This is a genomic window from Maritalea sp., from assembly GCF_051251695.1.
Lineage (GTDB): Bacteria > Pseudomonadota > Alphaproteobacteria > Rhizobiales > Devosiaceae > Maritalea.
Genome location: NZ_JBPOEU010000031.1, coordinates 1 through 24,940 on the forward strand (window position 1 = coordinate 1; position 24,940 = coordinate 24,940).

A 24,940-nucleotide genomic window follows, 5' to 3' on the forward strand; every position below is an offset into this window, starting at 1 on the left:
GGTATTGGCCAATGCTGCCAAAACCTCACCTGTATCGCGAATACCGCGATCAACCGTTTCGACGAGGGAGTTAACGCCCGTTGCCAAGCGGTTCAGCTCTTCGTCGGGGAATTCAGTTTGCACCCGCTGGGAGAAATCTCCGCCCACAGCCGCATCAACCACAACACCAAAGGCACCTTGAAGTTCAGCCATCATCTGCACGCGTTCTTCACCACGGCGTTTGCTGGCCTCTTTTTCTTCTTCAGTCATTTGCAGCACTTTGATGCCGTTTTCACGGAACACTTCCACTGCACGCCCCATCTCACCTAATTCGTCAGTTCGGGTCGCTTCGCGCACTTCAACGTCTAAATCACCTTCTGATAAATCACGCATTGTCGCTGTAAGGCTCGAAATGGAACCCGTTATGGAGCGAGAGAAAAACAAGCCAACCAAGACCGCGAGCAACATAGTCGCCCCGCCGACGATCAGCATCATATTACGCAGTTCAACAACAGGCTTGTGCAAAGCGTCAAAACTCTCCACCGCGACCATCGCCCAACTGACATCTGCAAATGTTACAGGCACTGCTTCGACATGCATTTTTTGATTGCGGTAGCCGGTCGAAACGCTACGGGCCTCTTCACCATTGATCGCAGCGGTAACAGCTTCAGTTTCGAAAACCGTTGTAAATTGGTCGTTTTCCTCGGTGAAACTAGAGTTGACACGCAAAACGTTATCTGCACCGACAAGAAGCGTTTCGCCTGTTTCGCCCAGGCCTTTCTTCAAGCCCACAAAACTGGCAATAGTGTCGATCGGCAAGCCAAACACCAATGCGCCGGCAACGTTACCTTTTGAATCAGCAACGGGTGTCGCCATGAAACTTGCTGCTTGTCCGCCATATGATGCGTAAGGAGCAAAATCGGAGAAGGCAACTTCGCCCTCGCCTGCCTTAAGTGCTTTACCTAATAGAACATCAAGTGTTGAACCAGGCTCAACTTTTGTCGCAAAATCTTGGTTTTTAAACACACTGTAGACAACCACGCCATCAGCACTCACCAAAAGAATATCGCGATAACCAGCATTTACGGCTTGGGTCGAAAAGTTTGGATGAACCCGTGAATGCGTAAAGTCATAGTTGGTGAATTGCTTGGCTGTATTGGCCAAGTGACGTTCATTTTCAGCATGTGGATTATTGGTGATAAAGCCATCTTGCAAGAATGCGGTGGGATCAGCTTTATCAGCTTGCTCCCAGGTGCTGCGCAACTCACCAAAGGTGCCGCCCAACTGTTGATCGCTGGCAGTTTTGACCAAGTCGACCTTCATCTTATCCAGCAGTTCGACCAGTGATTGGGCGCGAATGCTTGCGATGGTGGATAATCTTTGTTCTGCCAATTGGCCAACCGTGGATTCACTTAAGCGATAACTCACAACGCCCACACCAAGCGCAACAAATAGCGCGGCGCCGATAAGCACCAGCGGCAGCTTTTGCGCAATTTTGATGGTTGGTAACTTAAACTTTTTTAACATCGAGCCTATCTCCGCCTCAATCTTGCAAACTCACAACGAACAGGATGTGCCGATGCGATGATTATTCGAGAGGTATTACACCGAAATATTCGAACGATCTGTTTTGGTTACTAACCCTACAACGAAACTTCTAAATCAATTCTAAATAAAAAGGCCCCTCCATTTGCATGGAGAGGCCTATAATTGGTATTGTATTGGCGTGAAATACTAGCTTAGTGCGCCGATTACTGCCTCAATTTTCTTTTTCATTGTGCCAGCATCGAAGGGCTTAATAACGTAGTTATTTACCCCGCAACTAATCGCTTCTTTCACTTGCTCTTTATCACCACGACCTGTGGCCATAATGAAAGGCATCCCAGACGTACGCGGATGCTTGCGAATTACTTTGAGAAGCGTCAAACCGTCGACATCGTCCATATTCCAATCCGAAATAATTAGATCGACATTCGCGGACTCGAGCTTCATCAGTGCATCGCGGCCAGATTTTGCCTCGACAATATTTTTGAACCCTAGTTGGTTCAAAATAAACTTACAGATTCCTCGCATCGATTGTTGGTCATCAACAATCAATACACACATTGAGCTCGCTTTAGGCATTAGCAGATGCCTCTATTTGTCTGTTTTCGTAAAAGGTACATTCACCAAACCATATCTGTTAACCGTTACTAATCCCTCAATGCCCGTGTAGGCATTTAGGCTGCTTTGGTGCGTCGCACCAAAGCTGTCATTAGTTTTTCGGCAATTTTTTCTACTGGAGCTTCTTCAACAATTCCGCCTAATTCCATCGCAGCGCGTGGCATGCCATAAATCAAGGCCGATGACTTGCTTTGTCCGATGGTAAAACATCCCGCATCATGCATTTGTTTTATGCCCATCGCTCCATCTTTACCCATTCCGGTAAGAATTGCCCCGACTGCATCAGCACCAACTTGCTTAGCCACCGATTCAAACAGAACATCAACGGATGGTCGATGGCCAGACACTGTTGCGTCCTCACCTAATCGGCACTTAAGTTGACCTGATGAACGTTCCACTCTCAAGTGGAAATCCCCTGGTGCCACATAAGCATGTCCGGGCACCAACAATTCACGCTCTTTTGCTTCGGTCACCGTCATTTCGCACGTCTCATCAAGACGCGCTGCAAATCTCTCCGTAAAACCGGCAGGCATATGTTGAGCAATGATCACCGGCGGAGCGTCTTTTGGCAAACCTGACAAAACTGTCTTGATCGCTTCAACACCACCCGTTGATGCGCCAATTGCAATAAGTGAACTGCCTGCAACTTTTGCGCCTGATGGAATTGGTTTCTGACGTGATTGAGCGGTTTGTGGTTGGCGCGCCATAGCACGTCCGCGCACATCTGACTGTGCCGCCGCGATAACTTTCTCGCGCACCTCTTTACCAAATTGCTCAAGACCGCCGGCTAGATCATGGCCCGGTTTTGCGACAAAATCTACCGCGCCCAATTCAAGGGCAAGCAATGTTTCGCGCGCGCCTTTTTGGGTCAATGTTGAAATCATAACCACTGGCGTGGGTCGCAGCCGCATGATTTTTTCGAGAAATTCCAAACCATTCATGTTTGGCATCTCAATATCAAGCGTTACCACGTCGGGGTTCAACGTTTTAATTTTGCCCCTAGCATCGATGGGGTCACACGCTGTGCCGACCACATGAATTTCAGAGTCCGCCGACAGAAGCGATGAAAGCACTTCTCGTATGAGGGCAGAATCGTCAACAACCAGAACTTTGATCATGCGGCACTCCGTGCACTTGAGCCAAGTTTATTCTCGTAAATGGTTTTGCCAACAAGTTTAAATTTGTCCGCAACCGAGTTTAGGTTTTCAGAATGCCCGATATAAAGAAACGCGCCTGGTGCCAATAGTTCGCCCATTCGCGTGAACATTTTTTCTTGGGTCGGTTTATTGAAGTAAATCGCTACGTTCCGACAGAACACCGCGTCAAACGGGCCTTTAATTGGCCATTTTTCCATCAAGTTCAATGACTTAAATGTGACCACAGATCTTGCATGTTCTGGAATGCGAACCGTCCCGTCACTGTCGCGATCAAAAAGCTTTACCCGTTCTGGCGAAAGTCCAGATAGGTCACCGGCTTTATAAAGACCCGTTTGGGCCTTTTCCACGACGTTTGTGTCGATGTCAGTCGCTAGAATTTTAAAGTCCCAGCTTTTCAATTTTGGGTAAGCTGCCAATAGGCTCAGAGCAATTGTATATGGCTCTTGTCCTGTGGAACACCCAGCCGACCAAATTCGCAATCGAGAACGGTTTGGGTTCGCCGGATTATTGACGATACTGCCAATATGTTCACTCAGATGTGCAAAGTGATGATCTTCCCGGAAGAACCGCGTCAGGTTCGTCGTCAGCGCATTGATAAATTCTTGGACATCATCAGCTGATGCACCACGATCCAAATGATCTAGGTAGGATGAAAATGTATCAAGGTTTAGCCGGCGAATAATTTTAGAAAGTCGCGAAACCACAAGTGTACGTTTAGCGTCACTCATAGAGATGCCCGCCAAATCGTAAACCTTGTTTCTTACCGCTTCAAATTCGCGATCCGACAAAGAGATTTCACCACTGTCCATCTTTGCTACTTGCCCCTTTTGATACCCATACCGCTTGGTACAATTGTTCAACTGACGATTTTAGTCGGCTTGTGCCAACGCCTAAGTTAGGTTTGATGAAGCAAGCAGTGTGTTTGCTTCAAAACCCTCATTCCCCTTATTGTCACCATTCACCCCTTATTTTTGGTAAATGTTTATCGACAATGTGAATTAATAGGCGATCCCAGCGGCAATTTTAGTTCAAAATGCAAGCAGCGCGGCGCCATAATGGCGCCACCACTCACATCTGACATTAAATTGGAATGGTTAATAGAATATTGCCAGCACAAGGCCGTGTAAACGAAATGATAAGGAATAGTTCAATTTTAGAACAATTCGATATCGTCGTGCGTTTCCACTGGTTTGTTCGCCTTCGAAATTTCGTCCTTGATCAGGCCGTCATTAACTGAACTATCCAGATGCTTTACAAAAACACGTCCGGGAACAGGCTGAAAAACCACCCGTCGGGCATAGGTACCGCCAAGATCTTCCACCGCAGCTTTATATCCCTCTGCCGCTAAGAACCCGCGCACAAAAGCGGCATTTTTCGCGCCAACATCATCCATTTTTTGGTTGATATTGCCGCCGCCGAACACCTTAATTTCCAATTCAGCACGTTGGCCGGAACCTTGGGTGAGCACCTTGTTGATGAGTTCTTCCATGGCGTATGCGCCATAACGCGCTGACTCGCCATATTTATCCTTGGAACTGTCAGATTGAATGCCCAATAAAAAGTGATTCATCCCCCCGACGCCTGTCACTTTATCGCGCACACATGCAGCGATGCAGGACCCCAGGACCGTTGAGAAGGCCTTTTCTGATTCACCTGAAACGTGGCAATCGCCTTGGTGAACTTGAACAGTTGCACTTCTTGGAATGTCTCGCGGAGATTTTACAGATGCTGTCACTTGATTCTACCTGTTATCATTTCCTCCTAAGGTAACAGCGAATTTGTTAGTGAACTGCTAACCACAATAAAAACAATTACTTTATTGGCAGTTTTTGAAAGTGGCGGTTAGGAAATCCAATGTAGTGTGGATAGCGTTGGAAATGGGGGGAATAGATATGTCTTTGGCCAAACTTGCCATTGAGCTTGACGAAACATCCAGACAGACCGCAGAGATGGTCGACAAAATTAGCGAGGGCTTGTCCATTTTGATGGATGAGAATCGTGAATGTCAGGATGCGCGCACTGTCGCGATTCAACAAATTATTGTTGCGCTTCAAGCCCAAGATCGCATCCAGCAACGATGCGATAATATTGCTAATGCCGCCAGATCGATGGCGGAATTAGTTGAAGTATCTGAAAAACTAGACGGCGTGGATGTTTGGGCAGACTTGACGTTGGACGAATTGCGAAAGCCCAATCTCTCTGGCATTGCCGGACGTGCCAAGCACGATGATATCGAGCTATTCTAGATTTCGACATTCCCCCAAATGAACACAATAAAAAGCCCGGTCAAAACCGGGCCTTTTTTGTTTTAATCTCAATTTGATGTTGCTTGCTACGCTTTAGGCATCTTCCGTTGCCCGGCCGACAACAGCCACCAAATCAATCAACCCCAACATCTTATTGTCGTGGGTCACAATGCCATTGAGCAATTCTGAATCCATATTCTCACCCTCAGGCACAGAATGGATATCATTTTTTTGCACGGTCAAAATATCAGAAACGGCATCAACCAAGATACCAATCCATTTTTCACCAACCGCCAAAACAACAACCACATGGGTTTTCGTTACCTCGGTTACGCCTGCCCCAAAACGGGCGCGTAGGTCAAAAATTGGTACGATCGTTCCTCGCAGGTTTACCACACCGCGCACAAATTCGCGGGTGTTTGGTAATGGTGTCGCACCATTCCATGCTCGAATTTCTCGAACAGTGGTGATTTCCACGCCGTATGCTTGTTCGCCGATCGAAAATGCGATCAATTGAATTGAATTGGCACCGCCGACTTCAAGATCGTTCGCGCTAAGTTCACTGGCTTCCATAACTTCCTCTCAATCTTTCGCGTTACGCCGCCGCGCTGCGATGGCCTGTTGGCGTTTTAAGGCTCTGCACATCAACGATTAGGGCAACTTGACCGTCACCTAAAATTGTACCACCGGCAATGCCATCGATACGTTCATAGTTTTCTTCTAAACTCTTAATCACAACTTGCTGCTGACCGATGATTTCATCAACGATGATCGCAAGTTTGTTGGTGCCTTCTGCTTCGCAAAGCACAACAAAACGATCTTTTTCTTCAGCCTCTGTGTACATGGCGAAGCGCGTTGCAAGGTCAACGACCGGCACATATTCGCCACGAATTTGAAGCAATCGCGCACCACTTGGCACTTTACCAAAGTCGGCACGTCCAGCTTGAATTGTTTCAACAATTGAAGACAATGGCACAACATATGGGCAACCCGCGACTGACACGAGCATCACATCAAGAACCGCCAATGTAAGCGGCAAGCGCAACGTCATTCTGGTTCCGCGTCCTGGAATAGAACGCACATGAACCGAACCGCCGATTTTTTTGATGTTGGACAATACAACGTCCATGCCCACACCACGACCAGAAATATCTGAAACTTCCGAAGCAGTTGAGAACCCGGGTGCAAATATAAGGTTGTCAATTTGCTCATCTGACGGGGTCTGTTCTTGACCAACAACACCACGGTCTCTTGCTGTTTCCAGCACACGTTCGCGGTTGATACCTGCACCATCGTCTTCCACGATAATCAAAATATTACCGCCGGCTTGCTCCGCTGACAGTGTAATTGTGCCCGTGTCGGATTTGCCCTTACCCGTGCGGGTTTCAATGGACTCGATACCGTGGTCCGCCGAATTCCGGATCATGTGGGTTAGTGGATCGGACAACTGCTCAATCACAGTTTTGTCGATCTCAGTATGTTCACCGACCATTTCGAGCTTGATCTTCTTGCCCGTTTTATTGGCAAGTTCACGTACTAGTCTTGGCATGCGTGAGAATACAGATTTTACCGGCTGTGCGCGGATCGCCATAACCGAATCTTGTAGTCCACGCGTGGTTTGCGCCAACACTTCGATACCCCGAACAAGCTCTTGATACTTGTCACGCAATGTCTCATCCATTTGCTGGGTGAGCATTGATTGAGTGATCACCAATTCGCCAACCATGTTTACCACACGGTCAACCTTGTCGAGATCCACACGAATAGACTGAACAGGAGGCTTTTCGTTTGTTTTGGGCTTCGCGACAGCATTATTCACAACGACTGCGGGCGCAGGCGTCGGTTCGGCCGCAGGTATGTCGGCCAATGCAAGCTCGGGTGTCGCTTCATCGGAAGCTTGAGCATCAGAACCCTGTGCTGTGTCATCTTCTTCTTCGGCCACATCGGGTTTATTCATATCAACGCCGAGTTCACCGGCAAGGTCCGCAAAACTAGGGGCTTCATCACCCGCGTCGTCAGCGCCTGCTTCTTTAGAACTTGTGTCCTCAAGTTTTGCATCCTCAATTGGAGCTGCTTGAGTGGGTTCTATTTCTTCTAAATTGCCAACCAATGACGCTGCGACAGGCTCTATTGCGGTGCCCGGAGGGGTGATTTCAATTTCACAATCACCTTCCACGAATTCAAAAACTTCTCGAATTCGCTCTTCGGTAACATCGTCACCCTTTAGCGTTATGATCCATTTGCAATAGGGTTGAAATGGCTCGAACTGATCCAGTTCAGGAATTTCCCGAATTTCAGCAACCACATTGGATTCGCCTACGATGGCCAGTTCGCGGAACAAAAGTAGCGGATCGTTTGCGCGTTCAAAAAGTGCGGGAAGCGGCGTAAATGTCAACGTCCACGCATCTGTCGTTTCACCGGCAGGGCTATCGTCAACGAACGTGATATCTGAGTCAGGGAATTCATCCTCGGCATCGCTCAGCGCCGCACCCAAATCTGTATCGTCGCCAGAAATCAAAGGAGGATTGTCAAACACGTCTTCTTCGGTTGATGACGCTTCAGTGCCCGCACCCACCATTACTGGAGTAAATTCAATGTCAAAATCATCAGTAGAATGCTCGCCACCTTCGCCATCAGGATTGCACAGAGCGTCAAAGGCCGCTTTTTGCTCAGCGCCATATCCCTCTTCAAGCTCGCGTTCGTCTTGCGCTGCGGAAACAAAGTCCGCCACAAGGTCGCTTGAACTGATACACAGCTTCAAAACCTCTGGATTCAGCTCAATACGGCCATCGCGAACGAAGTCGAGAAGCGTCTCAAAGCTATGCGCAAAACTTACTAGACCGGTAAAACCGAAGGCACCTGCGCCCCCTTTTATCGAATGGATGGCACGGAATACAGCATTAAGACGTTCCGGGTCCCGGTCGCCTTCTTCAATCGCCATGAATTGCTCTTCAAGCTCGGTGAGGAGCTCGGAACATTCATCGAAATAGGTAGCCTTAAATTCGTCTAATTCGCTCATGACACATCCAACGATACAACTGGTTAACTTTTAGTGCGAAACCTTCTTGATCACGCTCAACAACTTTGCCGGATCAAACGGCTTCACAATCCAGCCAGTACCGCCAGCAGCGCGCCCTTGGTCCCGTTTGTCTTGACTGGTCTCTGTGGTCAAAATCAAAATTGGCAAACTTTGATATTGCCCGGATGAGCGCACATTTTTGATAAACTCGATGCCATCCATAATCGGCATATTGATATCGGTTATCACCACATCAACTTCTTCGTTGCCCAAGACGTCGAGCCCTTCTTGGCCATTTTCGGCTTGAAGCACTTCGTATCCCGCACCGGCCAGCGTATGCTGGAGCATTGCCAAAATCGTGCGAGAGTCGTCCACTGTGAGTACACGCATAAACGAACTATCCTTTCATCAATGGTGCAAATGCGCTATCCAAGCCCAACGTCTCAAGAGCGTTGGAAAAATGTTCGCTTGGTGCGCTTAGCAAGAATTTAAAATTATGGTTTTTTGCGGTTTGAGCGGCACTCAAAAGCATAAACAATGCATTGGTTGAGACGCGTTCTACCATTTCAAGGTTCACTTCGAGATCGCCGTTATTTAACGCTTCAAGCATTTCATCACGCAATTCATCCACTGCGCCGATATCTGCAATTGCAGGCAATTTGATCTGATTTAGCTGCGTGTCTGCCATGGTGGGCATCCCCCGAAAACGCGATTCATTCTCCCGCAGTTTCACGCGGAACTGTTTAATAAATCCTAACCATATTGAAAGAAGACCATATTGGTGGGTTCTAATCGCCCAAACAATTGAATAAACGCCGCCAATTGCCCCGAATCAAACTGGGGCATAATGTGAGCAAAACAGCCACTTAGGGATCAAAGTGCATGCAATTTATTTCTTCAGTAGAGCAACTCGAAAACATCTACGGCACAAGCCCGTCACCGGCCTCTTTGGTCAAAGAAGTTGATCACATTGCCGATATTTACGCCCAATTTATACAATCATCCCCGTTTGTTGGGCTCGCAACGGTTGCAGATGAGGGCATTGATTGCTCCCCTCGAGGCGACCAACCCGGTTTTGTGCGCATCCATGACGAAAAAACGCTGATTATGCCCGACCGTCGAGGCAATAACCGCATCGACTCGTTGCGTAATATTGTGCGTGATCCACGCACATCTTTTATGTTTCTTATTCCGGGCAGTCACACTGTACTACGCGCAAATGGGCAGGCGCGTATCACAACAGACGAGACGTTATTGCATTCATTTGAAGTGGATGGAAAAGCACCTCGCTCAGCAATTGTGCTGCGGGTTGATCGCGTTTATTTTCAATGCGCCCGTGCGCTCATGCGCTCCCATATGTGGGATGTTGCCCATCACGTCGACCCAAAAACACTCCCTACCGCAGGGCAGGTTTTGGCGGCCCTTACTCAAGGAGAAGTTGGTGGGCAAAAATATGATGATGAATGGTTAGGTCGCGCCAAAAAAACCATGTGGTAGCGGGTTGGTGTGAAGTAGCACCTCGACAAGAGCGGAGAAAGTACGCGCGATTACTTCCTCTGCTTTTCAATCTTGAGCACGGGCATTTGGATTTGCTTCTCCGACCCAGCCGAGAAACAGGGCAACGGCCAGCGATAAAATCACAAGTGAGCAAGTGATGAAAAATGTTTGATAGCTCGCCACAGACAAAATCAATCCGCCAGCGATCGGGCCAACGACCTTGCCCATGTTGCGGATTGTGCCCAGCAGGCCCATCCCAAGCCCAAGATTTCTGTCTTCAAGTTCTAAACTGTAAAAAGCAATTATCGTTGGCAATGTGACGCCAAGGGTTAGCCCCATGACGATGGCAATTAGCACAAGTTCATATCCGGTCGTTGCAAAGAGCAACAAGAAGATGCATCCGCTCAAAATTGCCAATGCAAACGCCAAAACCGGGCGCAGGCCAAACCGATCCGCAAGCATACCGCCAAACGGTCGGGCAACGAGATTTCCAGCTTCTTGAAGCGAAAAGAAAATGCCAACGGTTAGCAAATCTACACCCAACTCTAAATGAGCATAAAGCGGCAAGAACGCTTTTATGGCGTAAGTTGAGATATAGACCAGCATCTCAATTGAGCCAGCAAACCACAATATTGGCGCTTTCGCTGCCTGACGTGCTGCAGCCAAAAACTCCGACATGTGATTTGTGTTAGATGCTGGCGGTGGCTTTGCTGCTTTGGGCTCTTCCAACATCAACACAGGAATAAACGCTAGCAGGCTGATTGCTCCGACGATAGAAAAGACCGCTGCCGGTTCCATAAATCCAAGCATCCATGCCGAGGCAGTAGGTGCAATCAGGTAACTTCCAGAACGAGCGAGACCAAACCAGCCTTGCCGCGTCGCCCGCTTTTCCAGCGCGAGCGAAGCAACATAGGCCAGAGTGACGGGCCCGAATATAGCCGTTGCCAGCCCATGAAACAGCCGCAATCCAAATAACTGTTCGGGGGTCTGAACAAACCAATAGAGGACGGGTGTGAACGCGAAAAAACATACCCCGATTAACATCCAAAGTTTTCGCCCCGAGCGATCAGACAGAAAACCAAATATGGGCTTTAAAAACAGGCCGCTAATTGTTGACACCGAAACAATAAGCCCAAGCAACGCAGAACCAGCCCCAAGGCTTGCTGCGAACAGCGGCAGCAGCGGTGACTTACCCATCTGGTAGGCAGTGCGAACGATAAAATCTGCGGCGGTAATCCGCCACAGATTTTGGTTTACGTTGGACATCTGGCTCATATGGAAATTGCTGGCACCCCAGATTTACCAATTTCAGTATTTAACGCAGCGATAGGCCCATCAATTATTGTTTGCAATTCAGCCAGTTGAGCCGCCACTTTGGCGCGTACGTCTTCGCTTACTTCAACAACCTGCAGAGTAGGTGCCGTATCCGCAATTGAAAGAGCCCAAGCAAGCTCTCCAAGCGTATCGTCCAACCCGGCGGGGTGACGCAACACATCGCGTGGGGTTTCTTTAAACCGGTTGACCAGCGCGCCTTCAATTCCGGTCAGCTGTTCTCCAATCTTGGCAGCCTCTTCGACCAACCCCTTATGGCCTTTGCCCATTTTGCGCTCAAGCCCATCCAATTGTTGACGCAAATAACGTAAACTGTTGACCCCTTCGCGCAATCGGCTCTGACAGTCATGCAGCATGTTCAACTCATTGAACTGTTGGTCCAGCTCGTCTTGCGTAACCTCAACACGCGGGTCTTTCACAACAGCAAATTGCTGCTCAATTTTTGCGCCTTCTGCATCCAATTCAACAAGATAAGTGCCCGTACTCACCCGTGGACCACGCCCGTCCCCGGACTTAGCCAGAGGTTCATAGGGCTTGTTGATCAAGCTTTGATCGAATGGCGTGGGTGCCGACAAATGAAGGTCCCAGATAAATCGATTTAACCCCGCATGTTTCGTAATTTTGCGGTTTGGCTTTTCATCTTCGTCGCTAGAGAATGTGGCAATCACCTCGCCGTCTTCGCTTTTAAAAATGAGTTCGACAAGCCCTTCAGGTTTCTCATCAAACCAATAGTAAATGATCGCACCATTTGGCGGGTTTTCGCCTACATCATAATGCACATTCTTGGTTGTGCCGTCGCTCTGTGGCTTATTAAACGTCGTTCCGCCAACGCCAAATGCTGGGCTGTAATTCTTTCCGTCGCCATCAAAAACACCTGTTGCCCAATGAAGCTTTTGCCGCACCGTATCACGAGGTTTGAACAACATCTCACCATGGGTGACGTCGTGTTTTTTCGCCATTTCACGCAGTGGGGTCACATCGTCCGCGATCCAGAAAGATCGCCCGTGTGTTGCCACGGCCAAATCTTCGTTTTTGATTTTGATGTCATAAACCGGCACAACAGGGAAACCACCGTCCATGCGCACCCAATCTTCGCCATCATCTAAAGAATAAAAGATGCCGGTCTCTGTGCCAACAAACAGTAAGTCCGCAGAAACGGGATCAGAACGCAACACGCGCGTTATCTCGCCTTTGGGCATGTCGCCATTGATCGATTTCCAACTCTTTCCGCTATCATTGGAGAGATAGAGATAAGGAGAATAGTCATCGAGCTTGAAACGCGTAGCCGCGACATAAATTTTGTCTGGGTTTTGAGCACAAACCTCAATGGAGCCGATGTAAGCCAATTCTGGCAGATCAGGTGGCGTTACATTTTGCCAATTCGCACCAGCGTCGCGGCTAACATGGATCAAACCATCGTCGGTTCCCGCCCATAATTCGCCTTGGCGATGCACTGATTCAACAAAAGTTGAAAGAGACGCATAGGTTTCTGCCCCTGCACTGTCGCCCGTAAGCGGCCCGCCGGAATAGCCAAGCTTTTCAGGGTCATTTAGGCTCAGGTCTGGGCTGATTACTGTCCAGCTTTTGCCCTCATCTGTCGTCTTAAACACATGATTGCCGCCTGCATAAATAACATTTGAATCATGCGGTGAGAAATGGATTGGGAACGTCCAGGCAAACCTATATTTTAGGTCGCGAGGGCGAAATCCAGTATTTTCTTCGGGCCAGACATTGATCAACTGGCTTTGCTTTGTACGTTGATCATATCGTTGCAACGCCCCGCTACCGCCCGGAGATGAGCCTACCGCGCCGACATATACGATGTTCGCATCGTCGGGGTGTACGGCGATAAAACCACTTTCACCGGTGCCGGGATAGGTGCAATCACCCAGGGTGATGGCTCCCCATTCGGTCGCCGACGGCACCGAAATGGAGGTATTGTCTTGTTGGGTGGCGTACAGGCGATATGGATATTGGTTGTCGATGTCCATCCGATAGAATTGAGCCGTTGGCTGATTGTAAATCGACGTCCAGGTTTTGCCGCCGTTAAACGAAACGTTTCCACCGCCATCATTGCCTTGAACCATGCGCTGATTATTTACCGGATCGATCCACAGGTCATGATTATCGCCATGTGGGGTTGTGATTTCATCAAAATTTCGTCCCCCGTCCGTGGATTTCCACATTTGGTAATTGGTCACATAAACCGTGTCCGGATTGGTGGTGTCGGCAAACACGTGCATATAGTACCAAGGCCGATGCAATAGGTCGCGGTTTGGGCTAACGCGTTCCCAACTATCGCCAAAATTGTCTGATCGATAAAGCGCACCTTCAATGCCTTTAGCCTCAACAAGTGCCCAAACTCGACCTGACTGAGCAGGTGAAATGGCGACGCCCATTTTACCCAACATGCCTTTGGCAAATCCGGGCCGATCGGTGATATTTTCCCATGTGTCGCCACCATCTTTTGAACGATAAATTTTACTTCCCGGCCCACCACTGGACAAGGTCCAAAAATGTCGGTGCGCCTCCCAAGTTGTTGCCATTAAATGGCGTGGATTGTTGGGGTCCATGGCAAGGTCGATCGCCCCTGCCCCATCACTTTCGTGTAGAACCAGTTCCCAGTTCTCACCACCATCGAAAGAGCGATAAATACCGCGTTCTTTGTTTTTGCCAAACGCATGGCCAAAAGCAGCAACATAAACGATATCTGGGTCGTCAGGATGAATACGAATCTCTGCAATATGGCGTGTCTCTTCAAGACTCAAATGTGTCCAACTTTCGCCGCCGTCTGTGGATTTATAAACGCCATCGCCGTAGGAAACATCGATCCGGATGGTGGTTTCCCCCATGCCGGCATAAATCACATTGGGGTCACTTTCAGACACGGCCAAAGCGCCAACTGTTGCGCTGTTAAAATAGCCGTCAGAAACGTTTTCCCAAAGGGTGCCGCCGTCTTCAGTTTTCCAAACACCCCCCGCACAGGCGCCAAAATAGAAGGTCATTGGATCAATTGGATCACCAGCAACGGCCACAACGCGTCCGCCGCGTGGCGGGCCAATGCATCGCCAATTCAATCCCGAGCTCACCAAATCCGCTTTTTCGGGTGAATGCGCATCGTCCCTGTTCACCATTTCTGACTTCGTCGCCATCTATCAATTCCTCCTGAACAACTATCCAAACCCGCAGACTAGTAACAACGAGTACACTCACTCGTTTTTTAAATATAAACATAGGTTTACCAAAACATAGAACATGTCTTGATGCATTTCTTTACTGCACTCAGCACACAAGTAAATGGTTCAACCAATCAATGAATGCACCTTTAGCTAAAGTTGGCAAGGACCAATAATATAGATTGTAAGACATTTTTGTTCTTGAATTTTTCGACGCGATGGATACTGTTTTCGAAAAAAATAAGAATTCCGAGGGGGAAGGGCTATTAAGCCAGTATTGGACGTTACGGACCTAAAGACCGTATTCCACACTCAAGATGGTGTTGTGCATGCTGTTAACGGCATCAGCTTTCATCTTGAAGAGGGTGAATTACTAAGTGTTGTAGGTGAAAGTGGGTCAGGCAAAAGTGTAACGATGATGTCGTTGCTCAAGTTGCTACCAATTCCACCAGCAGAGATCGCATCGGGCGTAGTCATGTTTGACGGCCAAGACCTTTTGCAGATGGAACCCGAAGAGCTACGTAAAATTCGTGGCGGCAAGATCGGTTTCATCTTCCAAGATCCCATGACATCGCTTAATCCCGTTTTCAACGTCGGCTTCCAAATTATGGAGCCGCTGATTGAACATCTGGAAATGGATAAAAAGCAGGCGCGCGAACGTGCAATCGAATTATTGGAGCTTGTGGGCATTCCCGGCGCCGCTGGCCGACTAGATGATTTTCCACACCAGTTTTCTGGCGGTATGCGCCAAAGGGTAATGATCGCCATCGCTTTGGCATGTGACCCGCAAATCCTAATTGCAGATGAACCCACAACAGCTCTAGACGTAACGATCCAAGCTCAAATTATTGAGCTGGTGAAAGAGCTACGTAAAAAGCTTGGCATGGCGATCGTTTGGATTACCCACGATTTGGGTGTTGCTGCAGGGATTTCGGACCGCATTGTTGTGATGTATGGCGGCTTCGTTGTTGAGCACGCCAAAGTTGGCGATCTTTATAAACGTCCGTTGCATCCTTACACGCGAGCGTTGCTTGATACATTGCCAGCAGAAGGCAGCGGCGAAACCCGCCTTCGTAGCATTAAAGGCTCACCTCCAAACATCGGCGCGGCACCAAAATCGTGTCCATTTGCGCCACGCTGCGAGCATGCATTTGAGCGCTGCCACAATGAAAACCCACTGCTGGAGCGCATTGAAGGCGTACATGATGTTGCCTGCTGGTGGGATGTTGAAAAGGAGAAGCCTCGTCATGACAGCTAATATGACTGCGAATGGCGAGACACTCGTCAAGGCTCAAAACCTTAAGGTCCACTTTCCAATTCACTCTGGCATTTTGCGCCGACAAGTTGGCTCAGTTAAGGCAGTCGATGGGCTCAATTTTGAAATTAAGCGCGGTGAAACGCTTGGCCTAGTTGGCGAAAGCGGATGCGGGAAGTCCACAGCTGGGCGCGCCATGTTGCGCCTTTATGAGCTGACTGAAGGGCAAATTGATTTTGAGGGCGTCGATATTTCCAGCCTTAACCCGTCGGAAATGCTAAAGATGCGTCCGCGCATGCAAATGATTTTTCAGGATCCGCAAGCATGTTTGAACCCACGTATGACGGTTGGGGACATTATTGCTGAACCGCTGGATGAACACACGAAACTGTCGTCCAAAGAAAAACGGGAAAAGGTGAAAAGCCTTTTGGAATCTGTGGGCATGAATCCCAATTTTGTAAACCGTTACCCGCACGAGTTTTCTGGCGGCCAGCGCCAGCGTATTGGTATTGCGCGAGCTTTGGCGTTAGAGCCTGACTTTATTGTTTGTGATGAGCCAATCGCGGCGCTTGACGTTTCGATCCAAGCCCAAGTTGTAAACTTGTTGCAAGACATTCAAGATCGTATGGGGCTGACCTATTTGTTCATCTCACACGATCTGAGCATGGTGCGCCATATCGCTGACCGAGTGGCGGTGATGTATTTGGGCAAGATTGTAGAAATCGCACCTAAAGAAGAACTCTACAAGAACCCACGTCATCCTTATACGAAGGCGCTATTGTCCGCCGTGCCGGTGCCCGATCCTGAGATCGAAAAAACCCGCGAACATATCGTTTTGCAAGGTGATGTGCCAAGCCCGGCAAACCCACCAAAAGGGTGTCGTTTTTGCACGCGTTGCCCGGTGGCGATTGAAAAGTGTTTTGACGAAGAGCCTGAATGGCTGCATCTTGACAATGGGGCCAACGTGGCTTGCCACTTGGTCGAAAAATAATTTCGGAATTCGGTGCATTCTTTACTTACGAGTATGCATCGGGAAGCCAGACAAACTGGCTCAAATGTAACAATAACAAGATTTTAGTAAGTAAATAGGAGGAACTAAATGCGTAAACTTAAAACCCTCGTTCTCGCGACTGCTGCAGCATCATGCTTTGCTGGCTCAGCCGCTTTTGCAGAACGTGGTTCAGCTGGAAACGTAAACATTGCTTATTGGCAAGCTGTTTCCATTTTGAACCCATTCTTGTCTGGTGGTACTAAAGACGTTGAAGCTTCGTCTTTGATCCTTGATCCGTTGGCAAACTATCGCCCAGACGGTTCTATGGAGCCTGCTTTGGCTATGGAAATTCCAACAATTGAAAATGGCGGCGTTGCAGCTGACCTTCGTTCAATCACTTGGAAATTGAAAACCGGCATCGTTTGGTCTGATGGCTCAGCGTTCACAGCGAGCGATGTTGTATTCTCAGCAAACTATTGCATGGACCCTGAAGGCGGCTGTAACGCGGCTTCGAACTTTGCCGATGTTGAAAGCGTGGAAGCTCTTGATGATCACACTGTGAAAATCAACTTCTCCGTTGCAAAACCATTCCCATATGGTCCTTTTGTTGGTGCTACTGCTCCAGTGATCCAAGAAGCTCAGTTTAAAGATTGCATGGGCGCGAAAGCTCCAGAATGTACTGAAGCAAACTTTGGCCCAATTGGTACTGGCCCATTTGTTGTGGATGAGTTCCGCGCAAATGACGTGGTGACATTTAAAGCTAACGAAAACTACCGCGATCCTAACCAGCCAGCATTTGCTACTGCAGTGCTAAAAGGTGGTGGCGATAGTGCTGCAACGACCCGTTCAGTTCTTGAAACTGGCGAGTTCGATTATGCTTGGAACGTACAGGTTGAGCCTGAAGTTCTTGACCAAATGCAAGCTGCCGGCAAAGGCAAAATCATTGCTGCGTTCGGCACATCTGTTGAGCGTTTGATGGTTCAATTGACTGACGTTCGTCCAGAACTTGGCGACAAGCGCGGTACTGTTGAAGGTGGACCTCACCCATTCAATGGCGACATCAATGTGCGTAAAGCTTTGTCTTTGGCAATTGATCGCGATATCTTGGTTGAAGTTGGCTACGGTCCAAACGGCCAAGTAACTTGTAACGTGCTTCCTGCGCCTGCAATTTATGCTTCTACAGCAAACGACGCTTGTAAGACACAAGACGTTGATGCAGCCAACAAGCTTCTTGATGATGCTGGTTGGGTAATGGGCGACGATGGCGTTCGTGCAAAAGACGGCATTCGTTTGTCAATTCTTTTCCAAACATCAACCAACTCAGTTCGTCAGGGCACACAAGCTTTGATCAAACAGATGTGGCAAGCTATTGGTGTTGAAACTGAATTGCGCAACATCGACGCTGGCGTGTTCTTTGGTGGTGACCAATCATCTCCAGATACATTCCAGAAGTTCTTTGCTGACATCGAAATGTACACCAACAACTTCGACGGCACAGATCCAGAAGCCTATATGGGCAACTGGGTATGTTCAGAAATCCCATCACCTTCTAACCAGTGGATCGGCAACAATATGCCGCGCTTCTGTTCCGAAGAGTACGACGCTCTAAGCGCCGAAATGGGTAAGACAGCTTCTATTGAGAAGCGTGCTGCAATGGCGAAAAAGATGAATGATGCGCTAATGCAAGAATATGTGATTATTCCACTTATTCACCGCGGTCGTGTATCAGCTGCGTCAAACGCTCTTGGCAATGTAGTTCTTAATCCTTGGGATTCAGAGCTAGCGTTTGCTGAAGAGTGGACACGTAACTAATCATCCATATCGTATCGCCCGCGACCTATCTACGGTTGCGGGCGGTGCCCCAAGGTCGCGATTTGGCTTTTAACAAAGGCAGTTAGCGACTTAATGATAAGAGTTTTTCCGGGGACATTTCATGCTGAATTACACGCTTAGGCGGCTGCTTTTTGCAATCCCGACATTGTTGGTGATCAGTTTCATCATCTTTCTCATTTTGGATTTAGCGCCAGGCGATCCTACAGGTAGTTTGCCCCTGACTATTCCCGCCGAAGTGCGTGCGAAAATCAGAGAAGCATTGGGCGTTGGCGAACCCATTCACATCGCCTATTTCAAATGGCTACGCGGCTTCTTTATTTATGAGCCTTTGCACTGGCTTGATCAAATTGGCATTTCCATTGGCGATCCGTCCAACAGACCACGGGTGATCTCATTTGCGACACGCGGCCCTGTGTTCGATCTTCTTGCACAACGCATCCCACAAACCCTTTGGGTTGTTGGGCTTTCATATGTCGTTGGCATTCTGATCGCTTTACCGATTGGCGTGATCTCAGCCTACAAACAATATTCATGGTTCGATCAGTTCGGCACATTCATCTCGATGGTGGGATTTTCCGTACCGACATTTTTCACCGGCCTTTTGATGATCGTGGTTTTCTCGGTTCAGCTTGGATGGTTCCCGTCGGTTTATGATACGACGCTGGAAGTGAACAGCCTTGAGACGTTCTGGATACAGGTCAAACAAATGGTTATGCCTGTCACGGTGTTGGCCCTGTTTAATGCGGCGCAAATCTCGCGGTTCATGCGCGCGTCTATGTTGGACAATTTAAGCCAAGACTATGTGCGCACAGCGCGTGCGAAGGGCCTGAAAGAAAAGACAGTTGTGTTGACCCACGTTCTTCGTAACTCGCTGATCCCAGTGGTCACCGTGATTGCCTTGGGTATTCCGACCATTTTTGGCGGTGCGATTATCACGGAGCAAATTTTCCGGGTAAATGGACTGGGCCAATTGCTGATTATTGGTATTCAGGGAAGTGATTTCCCACTCGTTCAAACGCTAACATTCATGTTCGCCATTTTGATTGTGTTGTTCAATCTGATCGCAGACGTAGTTTATGGCATTCTTGACCCAAGGATCCGTTATGACTGATCAAACAGTTTCCGAACAGATGGCTAAACCGCAGCGTTCTTTATGGAGCGATGTGCTACGCCAATTCCTTCAACACAAAGGTGGTGTTGCAGGGTCGATCATTTTTCTATTCATTGTCGGCGCCGTATTGTTGGGTCCATTCATCCATACAATTGACCCGCAATTTTTGGATATCCGAAACAAGAATCTAGGCCCTACATGGGTACACCCAATGGGTACTGACAATCTTGGTCGGGACATGTTGGCACAGGTGCTTAGTGGTGGACGCGTGTCCTTGGCTGTTGGCATTGCCGCCATGGCTTTGTCACTTTTGGTTGGTACATTGATCGGCATTATTGCCGGGTTCTTCAATCGACTAGATGGACCGCTTATGCGGACCACCGATTTGTTTTTGGCTCTGCCAATTTTGCCGCTTCTACTCGTCATCATCATGCTGTTTCGGGATAGTTTGCGATCGGTTTTTGGCCCGGAAATGGGCATCTTCTTCCTGATCGTTTTCGTGATCGGCATCACCAGTTGGATGAACACCGCACGGATTGTGCGCGGCGAGGTGTTGGCCATTAAGGAGCGCGAGTTTGTTTTGGCGGCCCGCTCCATCGGCACCGGTTCTCTTAAAACCGTTGCCCGTCACATTTTCCCAAACGTTCTGAGCCCGGTTATGGTTTCAGCGACATTGGGGATTGCCAACGCGATTATCACGGAAAGCGCCTTGAGCTTTTTGGGACTTGGTTTCCCGTCGGATTTCCCAACTTGGGGACGTCTATTGTTTGATGGCGCGAACTTCATGACCTTGAACCCAGCGCGGGTGATTTGGCCCGGACTTGCCATTTCACTGACAGTTCTAAGCGTCAACTATATTGGCGACGGGGTACGCGACGCATTGGACCCCCGTATTCGCGGGCGCTAATCGGCGCACCTCACCTAAATTTTGAGGGCGGCCCATTGGGTCGCCCTTTTGTTTTCACGAAAAGATGGACAATTCAATGAGCCGAAATGAAGCGATAAACAATGTCAAAGCTTTTGCCTCAAATGGTCGGTTTATTGAGGAACTGTCCAAACGCGTCGCCGTGCCCACACAAAGTGCAGTGCCCGAAAGTCACAAAGATTTATGGGTCTATCTTGAAGGCATTTTGACGCCCGACTTTGAGAAATTGGGATGTGACGTTTCGGTTCATCAAAACCCTGTTGCCGATGGCGGACCCTTTTTGGTGGCGCGGCGCATTGAAGATGAACGCCTGCCCACCATCTTTTGCTACGGTCACGGGGACGTGGTGCAAGGTATGGAGGGCGAGTGGCAAAATGATCTTGACCCATGGGCGACAACAATTATCGACGACCGCATTTATGGGCGTGGCACGGCGGACAATAAGGGTCAGCATACGATCAATATGCTGGCACTTGACGCCGTGTTGAAAGCAAGGGGTAGGCTAGGGTTCAACTTGATTTTCCTCGTGGAAATGTCAGAAGAAATTGGCTCACCCGGATTGCGCGAATTTTGTGCCGCAAACAAAGACCTGCTCAAAGCCGATGTGCTGATTGCCTCAGACGGACCGCGTGTCGCGCCGAACACGCCTACCATTATGTTGGGCGTGCGTGGCGCAATGGAATTTTCCCTAATTGCCGATTTGCGGCAGGAAGATCACCATTCGGGCAATTGGGGCGGCATCATTGCTGACCCGACCGTGGTGCTGGCCCATGCCCTTACCACCATCATGGATCGGGACGGTAAAATTCTAATCGACGCTTGGCTGCCCAAAGATTTGCCGGACTATGTTCGCCCAGCGCTTAAAGACTGTCCGTTTGATCCCGGCGAAAGTGCCGACAAACCTGATGAACATTGGGGGGAGCCGGGCTTAACAATTGTGGAAAGGCTTTGCGCATGGAACAGCTTTGATGTGTTGGCGATGGATGTTGGAGACGCCAAGAACCCAGTGAATGCTATTCCCAAACGCGCCGCCATGCATTGCGCGTTGCGGTTTATTGTTGGCACCAACACAGACGAAGTTGTCCCTGCCCTGCGCAAACATTTGGACAAGCACGGCTTTACGATGATCGACATCACCCAGCCCGACCACAACCCCGCCTATCAAGCGTCCAGACATGACCCCAACTTGCCGTGGGTGAAATGGGCGGCAAACTCTGTCGAACAAACCTTAGGGCAAAGTCCACAGGTTTTGCCAAATGGCGCAGGCTCCTTGCCCAACGACATATTCTGCGACCTATTGGGCATGCCCACAATTTGGGTGCCCCATTCGTACAATTCATGCGGCCAACACGCACCGGACGAACATCTGCTGGCTCCCTTGGTTGAAGAAGGCTTGAAGATGATGACAGGCATATTTTGGGATGCTGGTGAACTAGGACAAGATTTTGAGCAAGGTTTGGAACAGAAAGCGAAACAGAAGCCATGAAAATGAAAATCACAATGCTTTCCATATTGCTCGTTTCTCTGAATGTTATGCCAACATCTGGATATGCGACGTCTTCCATAGGATGCGAAGGCATTAACTCAGATGCCGCCGTTAGCATTCTGTTCGGCGCGGGGCCAATGCTCAATGCGATTGAAGTAGAGGCATCATTGGGTGACCGCGCAATTTCAACCAGAGAACTCGATGGAGCTGAGAAGGCATATATTTTGCAGTTTTCAGCCGATCAGAGGCAACTCAGCCTCGAACTGATGGATGATCAAGCCGATCAGCACTTAGCTTCCGTCCGCCTCCTAAGACATTTGGATGACGAAACCGATTATCTCCAGATCGGAATTCTGAGTTTTAACGGTTCCGCTCCAGTGGCCATCACGTGTTTCGGACCCTAATAGCGCCTTTAAGCGGTCGCTTGTGATTTTGTTCGTAAATCGGAATAACTATCCAAAACCGCCCCCAATTGCTTGACTCTGCTGCCGTTCTCCAGCATAAACCAATTCAAATTTACGCGTGCTGGGATCAGTGCGCGTGATTTTGTTTGTAAAATGCGCAGCTTAAGGCAGATTTCCCGTTACACGGAATCACAAGTTCGAACATTGGTTCGGCGCCGCACAGCGCGACACAACAGAGCAATAATGCTCAAAGGAAATGATATGTTTGCTGTAATCAAAACAGGCGGCAAGCAGTACAAAGTTGCTGCTGATGATGTCCTGGAAATTGAAAAACTTGAAGCTGTTGCTGGCGACGCTATCATATTTGAAGAAGTATTGATGGTTGGCGCTGATGGCGATGTAACAATTGGCGCTCCACTTGTGGATGGCGCAACTGTTGCAGCTGAGTTGGTTGAACAAAAACGTGCGAAGAAAATCGTCGTCTTCAAAAAGAAGCGTCGTCAAAACTATCGCCGTAAAGCGGGTCACCGCCAAAACTTGTCAGTTGTGCGTATCACTGACATTTTGACCGGTGGCGCGAAGCCAAAAGCAAAAGCGGCTAAAAAACCAGCGGCTAAAGCTGAGGCAAAGTCTGAAGCACCTGCTGCTAAAGCAGATGCAAAAGACGATTTGAAATTGATTTCTGGTGTTGGACCAGCTTTGGAAAAGAAATTGCACGCATTGGGCGTGACTTCTTTGGCTCAGGTTGCTGCCTTTACCCCAGAAGAAATTGAACGCGTTGATGCAGAGCTAAACTTTAAAGGCCGCATCGAACGTGAAGACTGGATTGGCCAAGCAAAAACGCTTTTGGCTGGCGAATAAGAGTAGGAGACTGACAAATGGCACATAAGAAAGCAGGCGGTTCGTCCCGCAACGGTCGTGATTCAGCTGGTCGTCGTCTCGGCGTGAAGAAGTTTGGTGGCGAAAACGTCGTTCCAGGCAACATTCTCGTGCGTCAGCGCGGCACAAAGTGGCACCCAGGTGACAATGTAGGTCTTGGCAAAGATCATACAATTTATTCGCTCGTCGAAGGCAAAGTGACGTTTTCAACCCGTCGCAACAACAAAACCTTTGTATCAGTGATGCCACAAGAGGCAGCAGAATAACGGCGGATGATTAAAATCTTACCCGCCGGTTTCTCAAAGAACCCCGGCGGATAAGACATTCGCAAAAGCTTCAAAAAAGTTTTTAGAAGGGGAACTGGGAAACCGGCTCCCCTTTTTACTTTTGGAGCAACCAAATGACTTTCAACACGATTTACAGGGCTTTGCCCTTAAGGTTCAAAACCGACACACTGGAACTGCGGCCAATTGAACTCGCCGATTTGGCGGACCTTGTTCAATTGGCCAACAATAAAAAACTTGCCGACGTGCTAGCACGTCTACCGCATCCATACACAATGGATGACGGCGTAGAATTCATCAATGAATTTGCCAATGGTTTAACGGAACGCGTGTGGGTCATCTGCACCCCAAATGGTCCGATGATGGGCGTTTGTGGCATACACTTGCGCGATGGACAAGCAGAGTTGGGCTATTGGCTTGGCGTTGAATTTTGGGGTCGCGGCATTGGTTCCAATGCCATCGGCGTTTTGATGGAAGAGTTGGACATTGCCGCGCCCGAAGATGAACTTTATGCGCGGTGCCTTAAGTCCAATTTGGCTTCGAAAGCTATATTGGAAAAAGTCGGTTTTGAAATTTCAGGTAGCGGTTTGAGCGACATCAAGCCGGGCGAGGAAATTTGGACACTTACGCGCCCTGCCCGTGATGCTGTTTTTGAGCAAGAGGCGGCGGAATAATGGTTGAGATTAAGACTGAACGATTGGTGCTGCATCCTTTGGCGATGGAGCATGCGGCAGATATCGCAGCAGCGCTGAGCAACTTTGAAGTGACCAAGAATCTGTCTGTGGTTCCGTTTCCATACAGTGAGGCCGATGCACGCGAGTGGATTAGCCTGCACCCCAAATTCCCAGCTTCTGATGATCAAAAGTTTTCGATCGTGAACGAAGACAACGCTTTTTGCGGTGTACTTGGGCTGGATATTGGCGAGACTGGACCCGAGCTCGGCTATTGGCTCGACCAAAAATATTGGGGCAAAGGCTATATGAGCGAAGCCGCGAGCGCGGCGCTTACCTGGCTGTTTGCTAACTCAGAAGTGAAAACCGTCACCTCCGGCGCCTATACGTTCAATCCGGCATCCTTGGCGGTGCAGTACAAACTTGGTTTCAAGGATGTTCGGACCGAACCTCGGATGTGCCTGGCACAGGGACAAGAATTCCCTCTCGTTGTAACGTCGCTTGATCGGCAAGACTTTAAACCATTGTAAAA

24 protein-coding genes are annotated in these 24,940 nt (G+C 48.9%); 13 read left to right on the top strand and 11 right to left on the bottom strand.

Annotated elements, in window-relative coordinates; translation table 11 throughout:
* The 5 genes from ACSHWX_RS15450 to ACSHWX_RS15470 all read right to left on the bottom strand — a co-directional run.
* A partial coding sequence (locus ACSHWX_RS15450) for a HAMP domain-containing protein (protein ID WP_435669130.1) occupies positions 1 to 1,506 on the bottom strand: 1,506 nt, incomplete at its 3' end.
* Between the two features lie 207 nt (positions 1,507 to 1,713).
* Entirely contained in the window at positions 1,714 to 2,085 is a 372-nt protein-coding gene (locus tag ACSHWX_RS15455; protein ID WP_435669131.1) for a response regulator, read from the bottom strand.
* Between the two features lie 113 nt (positions 2,086 to 2,198).
* Entirely contained in the window at positions 2,199 to 3,260 is a 1,062-nt protein-coding gene (locus ACSHWX_RS15460) for a protein-glutamate methylesterase/protein-glutamine glutaminase (protein ID WP_435669132.1), read from the bottom strand.
* Positions 3,257 to 4,108, bottom strand: a complete 852-nt coding sequence (locus tag ACSHWX_RS15465) for a CheR family methyltransferase (protein ID WP_435669133.1) — start codon at positions 4,106 to 4,108, stop codon at positions 3,257 to 3,259. Before ACSHWX_RS15465 ends, ACSHWX_RS15460 begins: the two co-directional genes overlap by 4 nt.
* A 344-nt stretch (positions 4,109 to 4,452) precedes the next feature.
* The gene (locus ACSHWX_RS15470; protein ID WP_435669134.1) at positions 4,453 to 5,034 is read right to left on the bottom strand and encodes a chemotaxis protein CheD; all 582 of its coding nucleotides are present in this window, start codon (positions 5,032 to 5,034) and stop codon (positions 4,453 to 4,455) included.
* A gap of 157 nt (positions 5,035 to 5,191) precedes the next feature.
* On the opposite strand from ACSHWX_RS15470, the gene ACSHWX_RS15475 reads away from it, so the two are divergent.
* Complete coding sequence (locus tag ACSHWX_RS15475) at positions 5,192 to 5,545, top strand: hypothetical protein (RefSeq protein ID WP_435669135.1); 354 nt, start codon at positions 5,192 to 5,194, stop codon at positions 5,543 to 5,545.
* Positions 5,546 to 5,638: 93 nt separating this feature from the next.
* On the opposite strand, the gene ACSHWX_RS15480 is transcribed toward ACSHWX_RS15475, so the two are convergent.
* Genes ACSHWX_RS15480 through ACSHWX_RS15495 form a run of 4 tightly spaced genes read right to left on the bottom strand, consistent with a single transcriptional unit; the run spans position 5,639 to position 9,252 of the window.
* Entirely contained in the window at positions 5,639 to 6,118 is a 480-nt protein-coding gene (locus ACSHWX_RS15480) for a chemotaxis protein CheW (RefSeq protein WP_435669136.1), read from the bottom strand.
* Positions 6,119 to 6,140: 22 nt separating this feature from the next.
* Positions 6,141 to 8,564: a chemotaxis protein CheW gene (locus tag ACSHWX_RS15485; RefSeq protein ID WP_435669137.1), complete on the bottom strand. Its 2,424-nt coding sequence runs from the start codon at positions 8,562 to 8,564 to the stop codon at positions 6,141 to 6,143.
* Positions 8,565 to 8,594: 30 nt separating this feature from the next.
* Positions 8,595 to 8,954 carry a response regulator gene (locus ACSHWX_RS15490; protein ID WP_435669138.1) on the bottom strand — a complete coding sequence of 120 codons (360 nt, stop codon included), beginning with the start codon at positions 8,952 to 8,954 and terminating at the stop codon, positions 8,595 to 8,597.
* 7 nt (positions 8,955 to 8,961) lie between these two features.
* Positions 8,962 to 9,252 (bottom strand): STAS domain-containing protein, encoded by a 291-nt coding sequence (locus ACSHWX_RS15495; protein WP_435669139.1) that lies wholly within the window; start codon positions 9,250 to 9,252, stop codon positions 8,962 to 8,964.
* 194 nt (positions 9,253 to 9,446) lie between these two features.
* Between ACSHWX_RS15495 and ACSHWX_RS15500 the strand changes: the two genes are divergently transcribed.
* On the top strand, positions 9,447 to 10,061 hold the full coding sequence (locus ACSHWX_RS15500) for a pyridoxamine 5'-phosphate oxidase family protein (RefSeq protein WP_435669140.1): 615 nt from the start codon (positions 9,447 to 9,449) through the stop codon (positions 10,059 to 10,061).
* Between the two features lie 66 nt (positions 10,062 to 10,127).
* On the opposite strand, the gene ACSHWX_RS15505 is transcribed toward ACSHWX_RS15500, so the two are convergent.
* Positions 10,128 to 11,327: an MFS transporter gene (locus ACSHWX_RS15505; RefSeq protein ID WP_435669141.1), complete on the bottom strand. Its 1,200-nt coding sequence runs from the start codon at positions 11,325 to 11,327 to the stop codon at positions 10,128 to 10,130.
* A 5-nt stretch (positions 11,328 to 11,332) separates the two neighbouring features.
* The gene (locus ACSHWX_RS15510) at positions 11,333 to 14,545 is read right to left on the bottom strand and encodes a WD40/YVTN/BNR-like repeat-containing protein (RefSeq protein ID WP_435669142.1); all 3,213 of its coding nucleotides are present in this window, start codon (positions 14,543 to 14,545) and stop codon (positions 11,333 to 11,335) included.
* A gap of 301 nt (positions 14,546 to 14,846) precedes the next feature.
* Between ACSHWX_RS15510 and ACSHWX_RS15515 the strand changes: the two genes are divergently transcribed.
* From ACSHWX_RS15515 to ACSHWX_RS15565, 11 genes are all read left to right on the top strand, one after another.
* On the top strand, positions 14,847 to 15,827 hold the full coding sequence (locus tag ACSHWX_RS15515; protein WP_435669143.1) for an ABC transporter ATP-binding protein: 981 nt from the start codon (positions 14,847 to 14,849) through the stop codon (positions 15,825 to 15,827).
* Positions 15,817 to 16,815: an ABC transporter ATP-binding protein gene (locus tag ACSHWX_RS15520; RefSeq protein ID WP_435669144.1), complete on the top strand. Its 999-nt coding sequence runs from the start codon at positions 15,817 to 15,819 to the stop codon at positions 16,813 to 16,815. Before ACSHWX_RS15515 ends, ACSHWX_RS15520 begins: the two co-directional genes overlap by 11 nt.
* A 108-nt stretch (positions 16,816 to 16,923) precedes the next feature.
* Complete coding sequence (locus ACSHWX_RS15525) at positions 16,924 to 18,627, top strand: peptide ABC transporter substrate-binding protein (RefSeq protein ID WP_435669145.1); 1,704 nt, start codon at positions 16,924 to 16,926, stop codon at positions 18,625 to 18,627.
* Positions 18,628 to 18,748: 121 nt separating this feature from the next.
* The gene (locus ACSHWX_RS15530) at positions 18,749 to 19,759 is read left to right on the top strand and encodes an ABC transporter permease (RefSeq protein ID WP_435669146.1); all 1,011 of its coding nucleotides are present in this window, start codon (positions 18,749 to 18,751) and stop codon (positions 19,757 to 19,759) included.
* Entirely contained in the window at positions 19,752 to 20,666 is a 915-nt protein-coding gene (locus ACSHWX_RS15535) for an ABC transporter permease (RefSeq protein ID WP_435669147.1), read from the top strand. Before ACSHWX_RS15530 ends, ACSHWX_RS15535 begins: the two co-directional genes overlap by 8 nt.
* 76 nt (positions 20,667 to 20,742) lie before the next feature.
* Positions 20,743 to 22,170, top strand: a complete 1,428-nt coding sequence (locus ACSHWX_RS15540) for a M20 family metallopeptidase (RefSeq protein WP_435669148.1) — start codon at positions 20,743 to 20,745, stop codon at positions 22,168 to 22,170.
* A gap of 2 nt (positions 22,171 to 22,172) precedes the next feature.
* The gene (locus tag ACSHWX_RS15545) at positions 22,173 to 22,574 is read left to right on the top strand and encodes a hypothetical protein (protein ID WP_435669149.1); all 402 of its coding nucleotides are present in this window, start codon (positions 22,173 to 22,175) and stop codon (positions 22,572 to 22,574) included.
* A gap of 261 nt (positions 22,575 to 22,835) precedes the next feature.
* Positions 22,836 to 23,435 (top strand): 50S ribosomal protein L21, encoded by a 600-nt coding sequence (locus ACSHWX_RS15550; protein ID WP_435669150.1) that lies wholly within the window; start codon positions 22,836 to 22,838, stop codon positions 23,433 to 23,435.
* Between the two features lie 17 nt (positions 23,436 to 23,452).
* Positions 23,453 to 23,719 carry a 50S ribosomal protein L27 gene (gene rpmA, locus ACSHWX_RS15555; RefSeq protein ID WP_435669151.1) on the top strand — a complete coding sequence of 89 codons (267 nt, stop codon included), beginning with the start codon at positions 23,453 to 23,455 and terminating at the stop codon, positions 23,717 to 23,719.
* Positions 23,720 to 23,853: 134 nt separating this feature from the next.
* Complete coding sequence (locus ACSHWX_RS15560) at positions 23,854 to 24,411, top strand: GNAT family N-acetyltransferase (RefSeq protein WP_435669152.1); 558 nt, start codon at positions 23,854 to 23,856, stop codon at positions 24,409 to 24,411.
* On the top strand, positions 24,411 to 24,938 hold the full coding sequence (locus ACSHWX_RS15565; protein ID WP_435669153.1) for a GNAT family N-acetyltransferase: 528 nt from the start codon (positions 24,411 to 24,413) through the stop codon (positions 24,936 to 24,938). The genes ACSHWX_RS15560 and ACSHWX_RS15565 overlap by 1 nt, the downstream gene beginning before the upstream one ends.
* Positions 24,939 to 24,940 lie beyond the last annotated feature (2 nt).

Coding starts and splice junctions, on each gene's coding strand:
- ACSHWX_RS15525 (WP_435669145.1), top strand. CDS start 16,924: ATGCGTAAACTTAAAACCCTCGTTCTCGCGACTGCTGCAGCATCATGC.
- ACSHWX_RS15530 (WP_435669146.1), top strand. CDS start 18,749: ATGCTGAATTACACGCTTAGGCGGCTGCTTTTTGCAATCCCGACATTG.
- ACSHWX_RS15500 (WP_435669140.1), top strand. CDS start 9,447: ATGCAATTTATTTCTTCAGTAGAGCAACTCGAAAACATCTACGGCACA.
- ACSHWX_RS15550 (WP_435669150.1), top strand. CDS start 22,836: ATGTTTGCTGTAATCAAAACAGGCGGCAAGCAGTACAAAGTTGCTGCT.
- ACSHWX_RS15460 (WP_435669132.1), bottom strand. CDS start 3,260: ATGATCAAAGTTCTGGTTGTTGACGATTCTGCCCTCATACGAGAAGTG.
- ACSHWX_RS15565 (WP_435669153.1), top strand. CDS start 24,411: ATGGTTGAGATTAAGACTGAACGATTGGTGCTGCATCCTTTGGCGATG.
- ACSHWX_RS15560 (WP_435669152.1), top strand. CDS start 23,854: ATGACTTTCAACACGATTTACAGGGCTTTGCCCTTAAGGTTCAAAACC.
- ACSHWX_RS15535 (WP_435669147.1), top strand. CDS start 19,752: ATGACTGATCAAACAGTTTCCGAACAGATGGCTAAACCGCAGCGTTCT.
- ACSHWX_RS15545 (WP_435669149.1), top strand. CDS start 22,173: ATGAAAATCACAATGCTTTCCATATTGCTCGTTTCTCTGAATGTTATG.
- rpmA (WP_435669151.1), top strand. CDS start 23,453: ATGGCACATAAGAAAGCAGGCGGTTCGTCCCGCAACGGTCGTGATTCA.
- ACSHWX_RS15520 (WP_435669144.1), top strand. CDS start 15,817: ATGACAGCTAATATGACTGCGAATGGCGAGACACTCGTCAAGGCTCAA.
- ACSHWX_RS15485 (WP_435669137.1), bottom strand. CDS start 8,564: ATGAGCGAATTAGACGAATTTAAGGCTACCTATTTCGATGAATGTTCC.
- ACSHWX_RS15455 (WP_435669131.1), bottom strand. CDS start 2,085: ATGTGTGTATTGATTGTTGATGACCAACAATCGATGCGAGGAATCTGT.
- ACSHWX_RS15505 (WP_435669141.1), bottom strand. CDS start 11,327: ATGTCCAACGTAAACCAAAATCTGTGGCGGATTACCGCCGCAGATTTT.
- ACSHWX_RS15465 (WP_435669133.1), bottom strand. CDS start 4,108: ATGGACAGTGGTGAAATCTCTTTGTCGGATCGCGAATTTGAAGCGGTA.
- ACSHWX_RS15490 (WP_435669138.1), bottom strand. CDS start 8,954: ATGCGTGTACTCACAGTGGACGACTCTCGCACGATTTTGGCAATGCTC.
- ACSHWX_RS15480 (WP_435669136.1), bottom strand. CDS start 6,118: ATGGAAGCCAGTGAACTTAGCGCGAACGATCTTGAAGTCGGCGGTGCC.
- ACSHWX_RS15510 (WP_435669142.1), bottom strand. CDS start 14,545: ATGGCGACGAAGTCAGAAATGGTGAACAGGGACGATGCGCATTCACCC.
- ACSHWX_RS15495 (WP_435669139.1), bottom strand. CDS start 9,252: ATGGCAGACACGCAGCTAAATCAGATCAAATTGCCTGCAATTGCAGAT.
- ACSHWX_RS15475 (WP_435669135.1), top strand. CDS start 5,192: ATGTCTTTGGCCAAACTTGCCATTGAGCTTGACGAAACATCCAGACAG.
- ACSHWX_RS15540 (WP_435669148.1), top strand. CDS start 20,743: ATGAGCCGAAATGAAGCGATAAACAATGTCAAAGCTTTTGCCTCAAAT.